This window comes from Robertkochia aurantiaca (genome assembly GCF_020166495.1).
Lineage (GTDB): Bacteria > Bacteroidota > Bacteroidia > Flavobacteriales > Flavobacteriaceae > Robertkochia > Robertkochia aurantiaca.
Genome location: NZ_JAINZS010000001.1, coordinates 286,668 through 302,734 on the forward strand (window position 1 = coordinate 286,668; position 16,067 = coordinate 302,734).

General features: G+C 44.8%; 16 protein-coding genes. 10 read left to right on the plus strand and 6 right to left on the minus strand.

Annotated features, from left to right (window positions below; all coding sequences use genetic code 11):
- Window positions 1-3 precede the first annotated feature (3 nt).
- The 6 genes from K7R10_RS01315 to K7R10_RS01340 all read left to right on the plus strand — a co-directional run bounded on the left by K7R10_RS01315 (window position 4) and on the right by K7R10_RS01340 (window position 6,202).
- Window positions 4-843 (plus strand): patatin-like phospholipase family protein, encoded by an 840-nt coding sequence (locus tag K7R10_RS01315; RefSeq protein ID WP_224482878.1) that lies wholly within the window; start codon window positions 4-6, stop codon window positions 841-843.
- A gap of 32 nt (window positions 844-875) precedes the next feature.
- Window positions 876-2,807 carry a BatA domain-containing protein gene (locus K7R10_RS01320; protein ID WP_224482879.1) on the plus strand — a complete coding sequence of 644 codons (1,932 nt, stop codon included), beginning with the start codon at window positions 876-878 and terminating at the stop codon, window positions 2,805-2,807.
- The gene (locus K7R10_RS01325; RefSeq protein WP_224482880.1) at window positions 2,804-4,063 is read left to right on the plus strand and encodes a dihydroorotase; all 1,260 of its coding nucleotides are present in this window, start codon (window positions 2,804-2,806) and stop codon (window positions 4,061-4,063) included. The genes K7R10_RS01320 and K7R10_RS01325 overlap by 4 nt, the downstream gene beginning before the upstream one ends.
- Window positions 4,053-4,382, plus strand: coding sequence for a DUF4870 domain-containing protein (locus K7R10_RS01330; RefSeq protein WP_224482881.1), 330 nt, complete (start codon window positions 4,053-4,055; stop codon window positions 4,380-4,382). The genes K7R10_RS01325 and K7R10_RS01330 overlap by 11 nt, the downstream gene beginning before the upstream one ends.
- 18 nt (window positions 4,383-4,400) lie before the next feature.
- On the plus strand, window positions 4,401-5,060 hold the full coding sequence (locus K7R10_RS01335) for an alpha/beta hydrolase (RefSeq protein WP_224482882.1): 660 nt from the start codon (window positions 4,401-4,403) through the stop codon (window positions 5,058-5,060).
- Window positions 5,061-5,155: 95 nt separating this feature from the next.
- Entirely contained in the window at window positions 5,156-6,202 is a 1,047-nt protein-coding gene (locus K7R10_RS01340; protein WP_224482883.1) for a lactonase family protein, read from the plus strand.
- Here the strand turns inward: K7R10_RS01340 and K7R10_RS01345 are convergent, their stop codons facing one another.
- On the minus strand, window positions 6,203-7,120 hold the full coding sequence (locus K7R10_RS01345) for an AraC family transcriptional regulator (protein WP_224482884.1): 918 nt from the start codon (window positions 7,118-7,120) through the stop codon (window positions 6,203-6,205).
- Between the two features lie 217 nt (window positions 7,121-7,337).
- On the opposite strand from K7R10_RS01345, the gene K7R10_RS01350 reads away from it, so the two are divergent.
- The 3 genes from K7R10_RS01350 (at window position 7,338) to K7R10_RS01360 (ending at window position 10,359) form a co-directional block, all read left to right on the plus strand.
- Window positions 7,338-8,861 carry an aldehyde dehydrogenase family protein gene (locus tag K7R10_RS01350; RefSeq protein WP_224482885.1) on the plus strand — a complete coding sequence of 508 codons (1,524 nt, stop codon included), beginning with the start codon at window positions 7,338-7,340 and terminating at the stop codon, window positions 8,859-8,861.
- A 9-nt stretch (window positions 8,862-8,870) separates the two neighbouring features.
- Window positions 8,871-9,251 (plus strand): DUF779 domain-containing protein, encoded by a 381-nt coding sequence (locus K7R10_RS01355; protein ID WP_224482886.1) that lies wholly within the window; start codon window positions 8,871-8,873, stop codon window positions 9,249-9,251.
- 124 nt (window positions 9,252-9,375) lie between these two features.
- Window positions 9,376-10,359 carry a YitT family protein gene (locus tag K7R10_RS01360; protein WP_224482887.1) on the plus strand — a complete coding sequence of 328 codons (984 nt, stop codon included), beginning with the start codon at window positions 9,376-9,378 and terminating at the stop codon, window positions 10,357-10,359.
- 6 nt (window positions 10,360-10,365) lie between these two features.
- Here the strand turns inward: K7R10_RS01360 and K7R10_RS01365 are convergent, their stop codons facing one another.
- The 5 genes from K7R10_RS01365 to K7R10_RS01385 form a co-directional block, all read right to left on the minus strand.
- Complete coding sequence (locus tag K7R10_RS01365; RefSeq protein WP_224482888.1) at window positions 10,366-11,292, minus strand: alpha/beta hydrolase family protein; 927 nt, start codon at window positions 11,290-11,292, stop codon at window positions 10,366-10,368.
- Between the two features lies 1 nt (window position 11,293).
- Window positions 11,294-12,991 carry an N-acyl-D-amino-acid deacylase family protein gene (locus K7R10_RS01370; RefSeq protein ID WP_224482889.1) on the minus strand — a complete coding sequence of 566 codons (1,698 nt, stop codon included), beginning with the start codon at window positions 12,989-12,991 and terminating at the stop codon, window positions 11,294-11,296.
- Window positions 12,992-13,065: 74 nt separating this feature from the next.
- Entirely contained in the window at window positions 13,066-14,466 is a 1,401-nt protein-coding gene (locus K7R10_RS01375; RefSeq protein ID WP_224482890.1) for a short-chain fatty acid transporter, read from the minus strand.
- Window positions 14,463-15,275, minus strand: a complete 813-nt coding sequence (locus tag K7R10_RS01380) for a phosphodiester glycosidase family protein (protein WP_224482891.1) — start codon at window positions 15,273-15,275, stop codon at window positions 14,463-14,465. Before K7R10_RS01380 ends, K7R10_RS01375 begins: the two co-directional genes overlap by 4 nt.
- A gap of 7 nt (window positions 15,276-15,282) precedes the next feature.
- The gene (locus K7R10_RS01385) at window positions 15,283-15,483 is read right to left on the minus strand and encodes a hypothetical protein (RefSeq protein WP_224482892.1); all 201 of its coding nucleotides are present in this window, start codon (window positions 15,481-15,483) and stop codon (window positions 15,283-15,285) included.
- 221 nt (window positions 15,484-15,704) lie between these two features.
- Between K7R10_RS01385 and K7R10_RS01390 the strand changes: the two genes are divergently transcribed.
- The gene (locus K7R10_RS01390) at window positions 15,705-15,962 is read left to right on the plus strand and encodes a hypothetical protein (RefSeq protein ID WP_224482893.1); all 258 of its coding nucleotides are present in this window, start codon (window positions 15,705-15,707) and stop codon (window positions 15,960-15,962) included.
- Window positions 15,963-16,067 lie beyond the last annotated feature (105 nt).

Sequence of the window (16,067 nt, forward strand, 5' to 3'; positions counted from 1 at the left end):
ACCTTGAATGATTATTCCAAATACCGCTATGGTTTTGTGCTCAGCGGTGGCGGGGCCAGAGGTTTTGCTCACCTGGGTGTTGCAAAAGCCCTGGAAGAAAAAGGGATAAGGCCCTCAGTGATCTCCGGCGTCAGTGCCGGAGCCATCTTCGGGGCTTATCTCGCCTCCGGAACCCCGATCGAGGAAACGATGGAGATTCTCAAATCCCATCGTTTTCTTGATATAAGCAGACCCCAGCTGCCAAAAACCGGCCTCTTCAATATGGATAAACTGGAAGGAGTACTGCAGTCGACTCTTGGGAATATCAATCTGGAAGAATTACCGGTTCCTCTGGTGATCGCTGCAACAGATATTCGAAAGGCCAGAATCAGATATTTTACAGAAGGAAGACTGTCCCGGTGTGTGGTTGCTTCGGCCTCCATACCGGTGGTTTTCACCCCGGTAAATATCGAAGGTGAATTCTATGTCGACGGCGGGGTCTTCACCAATCTTCCGGTGGCCCCGATCAAAGATAAGGTCGATTACATTATTGGTTGTAATGTAAGTCCTGTCGAGCAAGTAAATAAACTCGGAAATATTATCGACATCGCTGCACGTACTTTTCAGCTTAGTGTTAATGCCAATACCGAAAACATCAGTAAGCTATGCGATTTATACCTGGAGCCTGAAGGACTTGCTTCCTTTCCGCTTTTCGACACCTCAAAGGCCGATGAATTGTTTAAGATAGGTTATGATTACACCAAAGCTCAGCTGGAGCATACAGAACCCGTACCAAATACCGGTTTCTGGGAGCGATTAAAGAAATGGTTTAATTTCACCTCTCTTACCATACCGGAACGATAAAACATAGTATCTTTAAGTGCTAATCGATCACCATGCAATTTAAACATCCTGAACTATTGTGGGCCCTGCTTTTGTTGGTCATTCCCCTGTTGGTTCACCTGTTTCAATTACGAAAATTCAGGAAAATTCCCTTTACCAATGTAGCCTTCCTGAAAAAGATCAGTATACAGACCCGTAAAAGCTCGCAGCTGAAGAAGTGGCTTGTACTCTTCTGTCGCATGGGGCTGCTTGCTTCTCTCATATTCGCATTTGCTCAACCCTATACCGGAGTTCCTGCTGATGAAGCAACTGAAAATTCGGTGGTGATATACCTCGATAACTCCTTCAGTATGCAGTTACCCGATGAAAACGGCAGCGAATTGCTTACCACCGCTGTCAATCAATTGATCGGCACCTACCCTGAAGATGTACCTGTGGTGGTCTTTACCAATGAAGAGACCTACCGGGGAAATGACATATCTGCGATTCAGAATGAACTGATCGATCTTCCCTACAGCCAGAAACAGCTTAGCCCTGAGGCCATAAAACTGAAAGCGCAAAGTCTGTACAGTCAGGAAAAAGATCGCAAGAGGGTCGTTCTTATTTCAGATTTTCAGAATAAGCACGGCGAAAAAAACCGATTTAACGACTCTCTGGCCAGTACCTCATTTATACGAATGATCCCTGCCAACAGGAACAACATAAGTATTGACAGTGTTTATATCAAACAGAGAACTCCTGAAAATATAAGCCTGGCAGTACAATTAACCGGAACAGGTGAGAATCCGGGGCTTACTCCCATCTCTCTTTACAATGGCGATCAGCTGATTGCCAAAAACGGTATTGATATGAGCGAACGCCTTACTGCCGAAACCACTTTTATCATTCCGGTATCAGAGGAATTTAAAGGGAAAGTGCTCATAGAAGACAGTGGCCTGAAGTATGATAATGAACTCTTTTTCTCATTCAGCAGCCCGGAAACCATTCATGTAACAGCCATAAGCGAAAAGGATTCCGTAAGTTTCCTGTCGAGAATCTTCACAGCTGATGAATTCAGCTTTACCCGCGTACAACCGGGCAAGATCGACTTTGACGAACTTTCCAGGCAAGATCTTATCATACTGAACGAACCGGAGCAAATCTCAGTCGCCCTTCGTAACAGGCTTGTAGAATTAAAGGAAAACGGGGCCTCAGTGGTTATAATTCCTTCAGTGAACCCCGACTTGCCAAGTTATAATGCGTTGCTTACCGAACTCGGCCTCCCGGTGTTTGATAATAAAGGCCAGACCGTAAAAGTCATTACCTCCATTGCCTATGACCATCCCTTATTCGATGGTGTATTCGACGAGCGCACCGACAATTTTGAGTATCCTGAGGTTAGCATCAGCTACACGCTTTCAGCTTCTGCCATTACGGCTCTTGATTTTTCTGACCGCAGCCCTTTTCTGGTGTCTGATGAGAGAAGCTATCTCTTCACGGCTCCCCTGAATCAGGAAAACAGTAATTTTCAGCGTTCACCCCTTGTGGTCCCGGTTTTTTACAATATGGGCATACAAAGTATACAATTGCCGAGACTATATTACTTAACCGGACGACAGAACACCTTTGATGTGGCTACCACCCTGGAAGAAGACCAAATACTGAGCATGCAGTCTGACCAGGCTTCTTTCATACCCCTTCAGCAAAGTTTCTCCAACAAGGTTACCGTTATCACTGAAGAGAGACCCGAGAGCGATGGTCATTTCTACGTCACAAGTGACGATCAACCCTTGCAAACGATAAGCTATAATTTTCCCAGAGACGAAAGCATCCTGGAATACTCTGATGCAGATGCTCTTATCTCGCAGTCTGTTGAAACCTCAGTCGCAGGTGTATTTACCCAGTTACAATACGATTACAGGGAAGGTGCGCTTTGGAAATGGTTTGTTATTTTTGCATTGATATTCTTAGCAACCGAAATGCTTGTTTTAAAATTTTATAAATGAATCTTCACTTAAAATCAGCCAAATTAATCGAAGCCGGACATCCTCAGAACGGGGAAAAGGTAGATATCCTGATCACTTCAGGTAAGATCTCTTCGATAAAAAAGAATATTGAAACCCCTGATGGTTACGAGGTGTATGAACATGAAGATCTGCACGTTTCGAGTGGTTGGTTTGACAGCAGTGTAAGTTTTGGGGAGCCGGGATACGAAGAGCGCGAAACACTGAACAACGGTTTACGAACCGCTGCCCTCAGCGGATTCACCGCAGTGGCCGTGAATCCCGAAACCAACCCGGTCACTGACCATAATGCTGCCGTTAATTTCCTGAAAAGCCATTCGGGCCTTCATGGAGTATCCTTATATCCGGTAGGTGCACTTACTATGAAAAGTGAAGCGATCGATCTGGCTGAACTTTTTGATATGAAAAATGCAGGTGCGGTTGCCTTTGGAGATTACAAAGTACCTGTTAGCAATGCGAATCTGTTAAAGATTGCCCTGCAATATGCCTTGGGCTTTGATGCCCTTGTCATGTCATTTCCGCATGACCTGTCTATTGCAGGAAAAGGTGTGGTAAATGAAGATGCCTCCTCTACCCGTCTCGGTCTCAAGGGTATCCCGGCACTTGCCGAGGAACTCAGAATAAGCAGAGATCTCTTTATTCTGGATTATACCGGAGGGAAACTCCATATTCCCACTATTACCACAGCGAGATCGGTTCAGTTAATCAGAGATGCTAAAAAACAAGGATTGAATGTTAGCTGCAGCGCAGCGGTACATCACCTTTTCCATACCGATACCAAACTGGAAGAATTCGATACCCGTTACAAGGTTTTACCACCACTTCGAAATGAAGACGATCGTAAAGCACTTATAGAAGGGGTAAAAGATGGTACCATCGACTTTATCACCAGCGATCACCGACCAATCGATATCGAAAATAAAAAAGTCGAATTTGACCATGCCCTTTACGGTACCGTAGGGCTGGAATCGGCATTCGGGGCTTTGAACACCTTGTTGCCGGCAGAAACCTGTGTGGCAAAATTGACTGCAGGGAGAGAAAGATTTACCGGAAACAGCCTCTCGATTCAGGAAGGAAATGAAGCAGATCTGACCCTTTTTGAAACCAAATCAGAATATACATTCGATAAGGATCATATCTTATCTTCATCATTAAACAGTGCCTTTCTCGGGGAATCGCTAAAAGGTCGTGCCCTCGGTATTATCGCCAATCAAAAATTCACCGCCTATGACCGTTAAAGACGCCGCTGCCGGGAAAACCACGGCTATAATAGCCTATTGCACCCTCATCGGTACACTGATAGCACTTTTTATGAATCTGGAAACCAAAAACGATTTTGCCCGCTTTCACATCCGGCAGGCTTTCGGTATTCATTTGCTGTTCTGGCTTTTAGGATATGTTGTCGGGAATTTCGATTCGCTCATGGTCTCAACAGCATTCTGGTTAGGCATCTTTGTGCTTTGGCTCTATGGATTTATAGGTGCCGTACAGGAAAAGGAAAATCAGATACCTGTTATAGGAGAGTATTTTCAGCGATGGTTCACCTTCATTAAATAATTAAAAACAATTTACATTTTGACCCAAAAATCTCTGAGTCTCGAACATCTTGTAAGACCTTCATCTATCACAGATCAAAAACCTCCGGTACTTTTTATGCTGCACGGATATGGCAGCAATGAAGAGGACCTCTTTTCTTTCTCCGGCGAATTACCTGATGAACTTTTCATCATCTCGGTAAGAGCTCCCTATGACCTCATGCCTTTTGGACATGCCTGGTACTCTATCAATTTCGATGCAGCTGAAGGGAAATGGAGCGATGATGAGGAAGCCAGGAAATCACGAGATTTGATCCTCCAATTCATTGAAGAAGCTTGTGAAGCCTATGGCCTTGATACAGACCGGGTCAGCCTGCTGGGTTTCAGTCAGGGAACCATACTCAGTTATGCCGTAGCTCTCAGCTATCCGGAAAAGATCAGAAATGTTATAGGTCTGAGCGGATACGTGAACGAGCGTATCTTGTCACCCGGTTACGAGAACAAAGATCACAGTCATCTGCAGGTATACGCCTCTCACGGTTCGGTTGACCAGGTGATTCCCGTGGAATGGGCACGCAGAGTACCTGGTATCATGAAAGATCTGAATATTTCCCATGAATATGAAGAATTCCCCGTGGGTCACGGTGTGGCTCCACAGAATTTCTATTCCCTTAAAAACTGGTTAACAAAGAAGATCTGAACATGCACAAAACACACCTTCTGCTCGTATGTATGATTTTGACGGCTTTTTCGGCTTGCCGAAATGAAGACTCGTCTGATAAAACAGCTAAGAATATGTATAAAGGATTTGAATTCTACGTAGGCACTTATACCGAAGGAGAGAGCAAGAGCGAGGGGATCTATAAATACCGGATAGATGCAGAAGGTCAACTGGACAGCATGGGTCTTTGGGCAGCAACACCCAACCCTTCCTTTCTGAGCCTGGCTGGAAACGGACCTTTTTTACTGGCCGTAAATGAAATGGCTAATGCTGAAGGACAGGGCACCGTTACCGCATTTAGAATTACTGACAGCAGTCTTGTGGCCACATCGTCTGTGAGAAGTGGCGGGGCTCATCCCTGTTATATACAAACGCGCGGCACCCTGGTTCTGGTGGCAAACTATACCGGTGGAAATATCATGGCTGCCCGGCTTGATGAAAAGGGCGTGCTTACTGAAGCCCTTTCAACCGTGGATTTTGAAGGCTCCGGAACGCATGAAAGGCAAGAATCTCCGCATGCGCACAGCATTCAGTTTCTCGGTGCTACTGATACCATTTTAACAGCTGACCTGGGAACAGACAAAATATGGTTGCATAAACTGGAAGATCAGAAATTAGAACCGCTTTTTGATTCTCAAAGTTACATCAGTCTTAATTCTGAATCAGGCCCGAGACATCTCGATCGTCATTCAAACGGTCAAATCTATGTATTGAATGAACTCAGTAATACCATAAACGTATTGCAGGAAGCCTCTTCAGGCCGTTTTGAGATTACGAGTTCACATGAGCTGCTCAGGGAGACAGATACGGTTAACTCCTTAAGTGCAGATATTCACCTGAGCCGTGATGAAAGATTTTTATACGCCAGTACGCGTGGAGCCAATACCATTACTGCTTTTGAAGTAAAAAACGACGGAGATCTTTTTAAAATCGCCACCTATGATTTGCCCGGAGACTGGCCGAGGAATTTTGCCATCACCCCTGATAACAACTTTATCGTGGTAGCCCATCAGAACAGCAATGATCTGGTGAGTTATCGCAGAGACACAAATACAGGTGAATTGACCCTGGTTGACCAAATCCATGCCCCCGCCCCCGTTTGTATTCGATTCAGTGAATGATCAGGTATATCGGGAAGTTCGAAATTGCTGCTGATAAGCTCCCGGAGAAAGCTCTTTGATTCTTTTGAAAACCCGGTTGAAATAGGACCGGTTTTCGAAACCACATCGCATAAATACCTCTTTCACCTTCACTTTGGGATCTTTCAACAGGCTTGCTGCGAGTTTAATACGTTCGTTATTTATGAAATCGGTGGGCGACAGACCAAGCTCATTTTTAAACACCCTGTAAAAGTTTGAAGCACTCATACAGGCCTTCTCACTCAGGTATTCAATGCTCAGGGATAAATGAAGGTTATTGCGAATATGATCGACAATAAAGGCCATGCGATTCGAACTGCTTAGCTGCAATGCCTTTTCATCATAAATCTTTCGCGTATTTGTCTGCATGATCCTTATGATCAGTTCCTGAAGCATATTATTGACAAAGAAATCTTTAGAGGGATGGTTTTCGGCAAACAAAAACAATAAACGCTGAAGTATCTGGTAGATACCGGCGTCATTGGTAAAATGAAAGTTGTAATCGACCATGCTCCATTCCTGCTTTTCTGCCATTGGCATGTTCTCATTCATAAGTCTGATCACTTTTGCGATCTTTTCCTTGCTTACCGCCATTGCCAGACAACGCGTCGGATCATCCTGACGGGCCTCCGGAAAATCAATACACATAACTTCTCCTGAAGGAAGAATGAGTGATTCCCCTGGCAGAAAATCGAAACTGTTATGATCTCTCAGGTGCATGACCTTTTTACCTCTGATCATACTTGCCAGTACAGGCTCGTCGAATTGTAACATAACACGCTCTGCCCTCTTATGCGTTTCGAATATATGCATGGCAGCATTCTCGAGTGTGTAAGAGGTTTGATTTTCAACCAGGTGCTCCAGCTTCCTGTTTTTAAAAAATCCTTCAGGTAATTCCATTGTAAGAATCTATCATAATAAAATATGCGTATTAAATATGGGTAATATTTGAGATATTATAAATAAAATAAGGCGATAATTATGAATATCTCGACTTATAATACGATTGTTCACAAAATTGATAGAATAGTTCACATATGATATGCTATATATGGGTAATTTCCACAGTAGTCATAATTGACTTATAACCAGACATTAACAATTAAAATCAAACATTATGAGCAATGTTAAAACACGGGAAGCCGGTACAATCAGCAAACCAGAATTTAAGCCCAGGTACGACAATTATATCGGAGGGGAATGGAAAGCTCCGGTAAAAGGAAATTATTTTGATAATATTTCACCGGTAGACGGAAATGCTTTTACCAAAGTTGCCAGATCCACTGCTGAAGATATAGAACTGGCTCTCGACGCAGCATGGAAGGCGGCTCCTTCATGGAACACTTCTTCTGCTACAGAACGCAGTAACATGTTGTTAAAAATCGCAGACGTAATCGAAAGAAACCAGGAAGGACTGGCGCGTGCCGAGACCTGGGATAATGGTAAACCCTTCAGAGAAACCATGAATGCTGATATTCCTCTTGCTGCTGATCATTTCAGGTATTTTGCAGGGGTTATTCGCGCTGAGGAAGGAACAGCCAGTGAACTGGATCATAATACCGTTTCGATAAACATTCCTGAACCCCTGGGTGTTGTTGCCCAGATCATTCCATGGAACTTTCCGATTCTGATGGCAGCCTGGAAGATCGCTCCGGCACTGGCTGCAGGAAATTGTGTGATTCTTAAACCTGCCGAACAGACCCCTACGAGCATTCTGGTTCTTGTGGAACTTATCGAAGGAATACTCCCTGCAGGAGTCTTGAATGTGGTAAACGGATTTGGTACCGAAGCCGGTAAGCCCCTTGCCTCGAATCCCCGTGTCAATAAAGTGGCCTTCACGGGTGAAACCACTACCGGACAGTTGATCATGCAGTATGCATCAAAGAATATCGTTCCGGTTACCCTGGAACTTGGTGGGAAATCACCTAATGTGTTTTTCGAAAGTATTATGGAGGCTGATGATGAATACTTTGACAAGTGTCTGGAAGGAGCTGTCATGTTTGCATTTAATCAAGGTGAGGTATGCACCTGCCCCTCCAGAATGCTGGTACAGGAAAGCATTTTTGATCAGTTCATGGAGCGGGTGGTAAAAAGAACCAAAGCCATTAAACTTGGTCACCCTATGGAACAGGATACCATGATGGGAGCTCAGGCATCTAATGATCAGTACGAGAAAATTCTCAATTATATCAATATAGGTAAGGAAGAGGGATGTGAGGTACTCACCGGCGGCGAGGCAGCCTACATAGAAGGCCTCGAAGGAGGATATTATATACAACCCACCATCCTGAAAGGAAACAATAAGATGCGGGTCTTTCAGGAAGAAATCTTCGGACCCGTCGTATGCGTGACCTCCTTTAAAGATGAAGAAGAAGCCATTGCGATCGCTAACGATACTCTTTATGGTCTTGGTGCAGGTGTATGGACCAGAGACACTCATCAGGCATATCAGATATCGAGAGCCATCAAGGCCGGCAGGGTTTGGGTGAATTGCTATCATGCCTATCCTGCGCATGCACCTTTCGGTGGCTATAAAAAATCCGGTATTGGTCGGGAGACGCACAAAATGATGCTAAATCATTATCGTCAGACCAAGAATATGCTAATCTCCTATGACAAAAAAGCCCTTGGCTTTTTCTGAAACCATCTAATGACAGAAAGAGTTCTGATAAGCAAAGAGGCCGAAGAGGTTGTAAACCGGCTCAGAGAAGAATATGGTGAACTCATGTTCCATCAAAGCGGTGGGTGTTGTGACGGCTCCTCTCCTATGTGTTTCCAAAAAGGAGAATTACTGCTCGATGACAGTGATGTATGGCTGGGAACCATTGCCGGTTGTGATTTCTTTATATCCAAAGACCAGTTCGAGTACTGGAAACATACTCAACTAACCGTTGATATCACTCAAGGAAGGGGCTCAAGCTTCAGCCTTGAAATCCCCCTGGGCCTGAGATTTGTAATCAAGTCCCGCTTATATCACAAGGAGGAATCAAATAATTTGACTCCTGTAAAGAGTGCTACTGAAATAAATTAACATTGGTTTGGTGTTTGGTAAGAAGACCTGTCCCGGGTAAAAAGGACAGGTCTTCTTTAATTTATTACTATCTCCCTAGGTGATAGTTAATTGATATATCTTTAATGTTAGAAATCTGAGCACAATGAATCCCATCCTCAAGCAGTATATCATAGAAAGACTCCGAAAGAAACACCTGGCTGAAAAAGACCGGAATAAAGCAAGCGAGGAACGGATTCGCAAAAGAGCCAGAGAGCTGGAGATCGAGATCTCTCATGAATTCACTGATTTTATCTATGGTATGATCGGGATACTGTCGGCAGCCTTCGGACTCAAAGGGTTTCTCATACCCAACAAATTCATCGATGGCGGGGTCATGGGTATCTCACTGATCGTAAGTACGGCAGGTGATCTGTCCTTACCCATACTGATCTTTCTTTTCAACCTGCCCTTCCTAATACTAGCCTATTATGCGATTGGTAAACGCTTTGCCATTAAAAGTATTCTTGGGATACTGCTGCTGTCATTGCTGGTGTACCTGCTTCCGGTACCCATGATCACAGATGATAAGGTGCTGGTAAGTACATTCGGAGGGTTCTTCCTGGGGCTTGGTATCGGTATGGCCATTCGGGGGGGTGCCATTATCGATGGGACCGAAGTACTCGCCATCTACCTGAGCCGAAAATCGTCGTTAACCGTTGGTAATATCATTCTGATTTTTAACCTGTTCATTTTTTTGAGCGCGGCCTATATTTTATCCATCGAAATCGCCCTGTATGCCATACTCACCTATTTTGCAGCTTCGAAAACCATCGATTTCGTTATTGACGGGATTGAAGAATACACCGGAGTTTCCATCATTACCGACAACTGGGAAGAGATGCGACGAACCATTGTTGAGAAGATGGGGCGTGGGTGTACCCTGATAAGCGGTAAGAGAGGTTACGCGCCTGAGGGCTACCCTCTGAAAAACACCATGATCGTCTATACAGTAATCTCCCGGCTGGAATTGTCACGGCTTAAAACCGAGATCGACAAGGTCGACAAGAAAGCCTTCGTCGTGATGACCACGGTAAAAGATACGGTAGGTGGCCTCGTCAGAAGAAAACCCATCGAGAAGATTAAATAAATATAATCATAGCTTTTTATTGCATTGCTTTGAAATGAAGCCCTTAAGATCTTCTTTAAAACTTTGATTTAAACCGGTTCCTTCTGGGTTCAATAATGCATGTCCTGCCTCCGGATAAACATGTACCTGCAGGTCTTGCAGCCCTTCTTCCCTGATCCTTTCCAAGCTTCGCTCCACCGGGCAATTGGTATCACCTCCTCCGTAGGCAATAAATACGGGTGAGGGTACTTCTTTCCAGTAAGGAAGCGGATCAAAATCGATCAGAACAGAAATATCTTCCCTGTTTTTTAGTTTTTCAACAGTAAGAGGCGCCAGAGCTTCAGCCACAAACTCCCATGTATATTGTCCGATATTATGCACTTCTTCAAAGTGTAACTGGTATTTGGCCGTACTCAGAGTACCCGAAAGATCGATAACAAAATCTACTCCCGGTCTTTGCAAAGCTGCAACCGGAGCAACCCACCCCCCCTGGCTCACTCCCATAAACCCCACACAATTAAACTGGTCTTTATAGTTCTTCATTATAAAATCGTAAGCTGCGGTAGTATCACCGGCAAGCTCTTCAATACTGCTGCCTTGCCAGCGACCCTCTGATCTCTCACTGCCACGTTTATCAGGAAGTAATACAGATATTCCTGAAGATTGCAAAAGCTGAACCAGGCTGAGGTACCAGCTATTGTCACGATGGCTGCTACCCGAACCATGTACCATTATCACAAGAGGACCATTTTCAAAGCCATTATCAGCTTCAAACAGCATCCCTCCAAGACTGAGATCCGACTCATAATTTCGAAATTGTACCTCTGAAAAAGTTAAAGAATCAAGCGAGGTACCTTTAAAATATTTAAGAGGCTCTTCCGCACCTTTAATAATTAATGGGAGAATTAGAAAGATAAAAATGACGGCTCCAAAAATCCATACCCATTTCTTCATCTTAAAGTGCTGATTTTTCCAGGTTCCGGCGATAACCCGGTCCCTTGACAAAGCGACCCGGTGTTTTTCCGGTATGCGAACCGTTATCAAGCACCTGCGTACCGTTGACAAAAACATGGATCATTCCTTCCGCCAGTTGATGAGGATCCTCAAAGGTGGCTTTATCAGTAATTTTTTCAGGATCAAAAACCACAACATCGGCATAATAACCGGGCTTGAGAACTCCACGGCGTGATATATTGAGTTTGGAAGCAGGCAGCGCAGTTAGCTTATAGATCGCTTCCTCCATGGGGATCACCTGTTCATCTCTCACATATTTTCCCAGCAGACGGGCAAAATTCCCGTATGCCCTCGGGTGGGTACTGGATTTTAAAAATACTCCTTCAGGTGCCATGGAACCGGCATCTGATCCAAAGGTCATATAAGGCAGTTGAATCTGTCGCTTCACATTGTCTTCGTTCATAAGAAAATAGACGGTTCCTACCCTGCTACCATCTTCTATAACGAGGTCCATGGCCGTCTCTTCAGGACTCATGCCTCGCATTTCTGCTACTTCGGCCAGCGTTTTCCCAGTCAGATGTTTAAGGCTGTCATTCTTAAAACCAACCAGCAGTAATTTGTCGGCACTGCCCGCTGCATGATAGAGGTTTTCCCAATCGGTTGCCTTGGTTTCCATTTCGGCTTTTACTTTTTTCCTGATCTCAGGGTCTTTTAGTCTTTCTGCCCAGGCCTCATACCCGCCTTCCTGCACCCAGGGAGGCATGGAAGCATCAAGGCCGGTCGCACCGGCTGTATAGTTATACATATTTGCAGCTACCTCCAGTCCGGCGTTTCTGGCCGAATCGATCTTTTCAATGACCGCATCCAGCTTATTCCAGTTTGATTTTCCTCCCTGCTTCAGGTGATAGATCTCTGCAGGTATCCCGGCTTCATGAGCGATCTGTATCAGTTCGTCTATGCTCTCGAGCAGCTTTTCGCCCTCACTCCTTATATGCGAAATATACATCCCGTCGTAGGCTGCTGCCTCTTTCGAAAGTGCGATCAGTTCTTCTGTATCAGAATAGAATGCAGGGGCGTAGATCAGTGATGAGCCTATCCCGAGTGCTCCTTCTTCCATGGCCTGCCTCACGAGTAGCTTCATGCTGTCCAGCTCTATTGCGGTAGGTTTACGATCTTCGAAACCAACAGTATGAATACGAAGGGTGGTGGCTCCGACAAAGGAAGCCACATTGGTGGCTATGCCTTTATCTTCCAGATACTGCAGGTACTCCCCCAGAGTGGTCCATTCGATATCGAACTGAATATCACCCTGCTCTTTCTTTTGCTGCTTTTTCATCTTTTCAGTCAAAGGGCCCATAGACCATCCTTCACCGAATACCTCCAGTGTCACCCCTTGTTTTATATCTCCCATAGAACGACCATCTTCGATCAGAGATATGGTGGCCCAGCTCAGCATATTGATAAAGCCCGGGGCCACAATATTCCCCTGGGCATCGATCACCTTTTCACCGGAACCTCCACCGGGCTCACCTATATAGGCAATGGTGTCGGCGTTTATCCCGATCTCGCCCGAAAAAGGTTCCCGTCCTGAACCATCATAAACAGTGGCATTGGTAATAAGTATATCGTATGTGTCCTGCTCCCCACATGCAGTGAGCAATGTTGCTGATAAAAGACAGAGAATAATAAGGTCTCGCATGGTTGGTCGTTTTTATAATGACCCTTAAATATACAAAACCGCCGCGATCTTATGAGAAATTTTCTACATAAGCCTCAGAGGGGCCAGAACATAACCAACGAAAACTGAATGATAAAGAACAACAAAAATGGTACGATCAGGTACCCCATGATATCCCTGGCCTGTATGCTGATCCCTTTAGCCATCACAGGAATTACCAGAAGAAGAAAAAATGGCTGGAGCAGGTTGCTCAGCGATTCTCCATATGCAATCGCCATGGCAGACCGCGCAATCATTGCATTGGCCGAAGGGCCGCCCTGTGCTTCGGCCATGGCTTTTACCGCATTAAGAATACTGGGGCCTATAACGGCAAATTCACCCCCGGCCGAGGGAATGGCAAAATTCACCAGCCCCCCGGTGACAAAGGCATAACCGGCGAAATTTTCCTGGCTGGCGAAAGTTGCCAGTAACTGAGCAAAGCGGTCGGCCAGACCTGTATTGATCATAATTCCCATGATTCCCGCATAGAAAGGAAATTGAAAGAGTATAGCTGAAACATTACTGCTGGCTCTTTTCATCGCAATTCCGTAACGCAAGGGCGTTTGATGCAAGAGCATTCCTAACATGAGGAAAATAAAAATCATAATATTCAGGTTCAGATCGGCCCCACGATTATAAAAATGCCAACTGATATAACTAAGACCTGCCAGGGCTATAAGTGCCTGTAATAAAATACTGTTATTCAGTCTGTCTGAAAATACCGGTTCGGGCATACTCATCGCATCTGCTTCTTCTCTGATACTTGTTTCCTTTAGTGCCCCCTGTCGTTTATCAAGTAATTCGGGAAGCTCCTTTCCCCTGCTCTGTCGCGGCCTGAGCAAAAACATAATGGCAGGAGTCAGCAGAACGATAAGAATGATCATCACCAGATTTAAGCCGCTACCGAGTGTAAGGCCCGTATCAACCGTTTCTTCCAGAATGCCTGCCTCGATTATAAAGTTGCCTTCTGTATTGAGCAATAAGGGTATACTGCTCGAAAGGCCTGTCACCCATCCTATGAATGAACAATAAACGCATGCTATGAGATAGGGATAATGAACTCCTTTTACCCGTAAGGCCAGCTCTCTACCTATAACGGCCGGAATAATGATCCAACCCCAGCTCACCATGCACAATAAGGTTCCGGACAGGGTTACGAATAAATAGACCTGCCAGGGTTTGCTCACGGCTCTGCCCAGGCGATCGATCTGTTGGCTCAGAAACGGAGAGAGAGCGATGCTGTAACCCGTAATGACCAGAAGCACCATCTGCATCCCGAATTCCAGTAACAGCCAGAAACCGTCGTACCAGCCTTTCAAAATATCGATCATATCTACCGGCATGGCCCATAAGGCTGCCACTGCGGTTATGATAGTTAGTAATAAGGCGAAAACGAAAGCATCAGGCATGCTTTTACGGTAAATGTCAGTAAAGAGGTTGCCGATTCGTTCAATCATAATCCTTTAACTTTCAGGGGTTGCTTTTCAACAAGTATAAGAGCATTGGCCACCGGCCTCTCCCCTTCACTGTCACTGGGTTTGTTCAGCACCCCTCTGTGTTGCATCCAAAGGGTGGTTGACCCTCCTCCATCAAGATTAAGAGCATCTTTGCATCCCAGCCCAATCATAAAGCCCTGCAGCTCTTTAAGGCTCATTCCGGCAGCTCCCGGTTGCCTTCCGTCAACAGCCACCAAATACACAAACTGCCCGTCACTTCCTATGGCAGATCGCGGATGCCTCTTATCGACAAATGCCGGTCTTTTCGGCAGACCGATGAATTTTCCTTCCTGCAATAAACGTGGGCCTGAAGCAAGCACGGCTTTTTCCTTCGCAGACTGCCTGTAATACGAATCGGGTTGTTTCTCTTCCAGCCATACCTCTCCTTCCTTACCAATGACCACAGAGGCATTTATAAGATCATTTTCCCTCGGGGGAAGAGAACGACCAAAAAACTCGTCGTTACGCTCTGCATAGGTAACGAGCTGAAAGGTTTTTGTATTAAAAAAGCTTCCGTTTATAGCAGCCAATGCTCCGGCTGACTTCGCAAACTGAGAAGTGGTCCTGGGTTGCAGGGTGTCAAAAACCACCTGGAATTCATAGTCCCTCAAAAGATCGGTATCTATGATCAAAGCGGTAATCTGCTGGGGGGACCCGTACAAAGAATCATTGAAACGATACATTTGAATCTGATCAGAGCCTTGTGCCCGTAACAGATCAAATACAAATACGACAAATAGTGGTAGCAGCTTATATTTCAGATAAGGCATATTTCGATTAAAATGCTTGGGTTCGGTATAAAAAATAGAAAACGGCTATCAGAACAAACAGTATGATACCGGTTACGGTAAACTTCTTCATGTCTTTCGGTTTCATTTCCTTTCCTTCAGCCCTTGATTTGGCTCTTTGCTGCAGAAATACAAACAAGAGTACGACTGCGAGTACGATCAGTGCGTATATCAAGTATAATACATTCATAAGTCTGCGTACTTTCTTTTCAAAATGAGTAAGTTAAAAATCTGATATTAAGCGTGTTATTCACGCTTAAACAAATTGATCTGCCGTATCTTTATCAAGCTCTACACCTTTCTTAGGCACCATCTGACTAAAGCCTGCTTACAAAGAACCGGCCAATGCAGACTAAAGATATATTTTTTTGCTTATTTCTGATCCTGAGCACAGGATTAATCGCGCAAACGATGAATGAAAAGCCTGAAGTAGATATTCATAATGATGAAGGCCTTACCCTTTCAATTCTGGGTAATCTCGCGATGGAACATCAGGATATGAAAAGAGCTCACATGCTTTTTCAGCAAAATATCGCTGTCGACCAGAACGATCTGCTGGCGATCGATGATCTTCTTTGTTATTACAGAATAAAAGCTTTAAAGGCTCAGATCAGCTATTACGAGAAAAGAAAAAGGTCTGCAGAAGGCCCTGGTTTCTATTTCAGGTAATAATTTGAGTTATCTAAATGGCCGGCGTATTTTATTTTTCTCCTGTAGAAAGGGAACCAAGGCCCGTAAACTCAACTTGCTGTAATCAAGAGAAGAGCCTCAGCG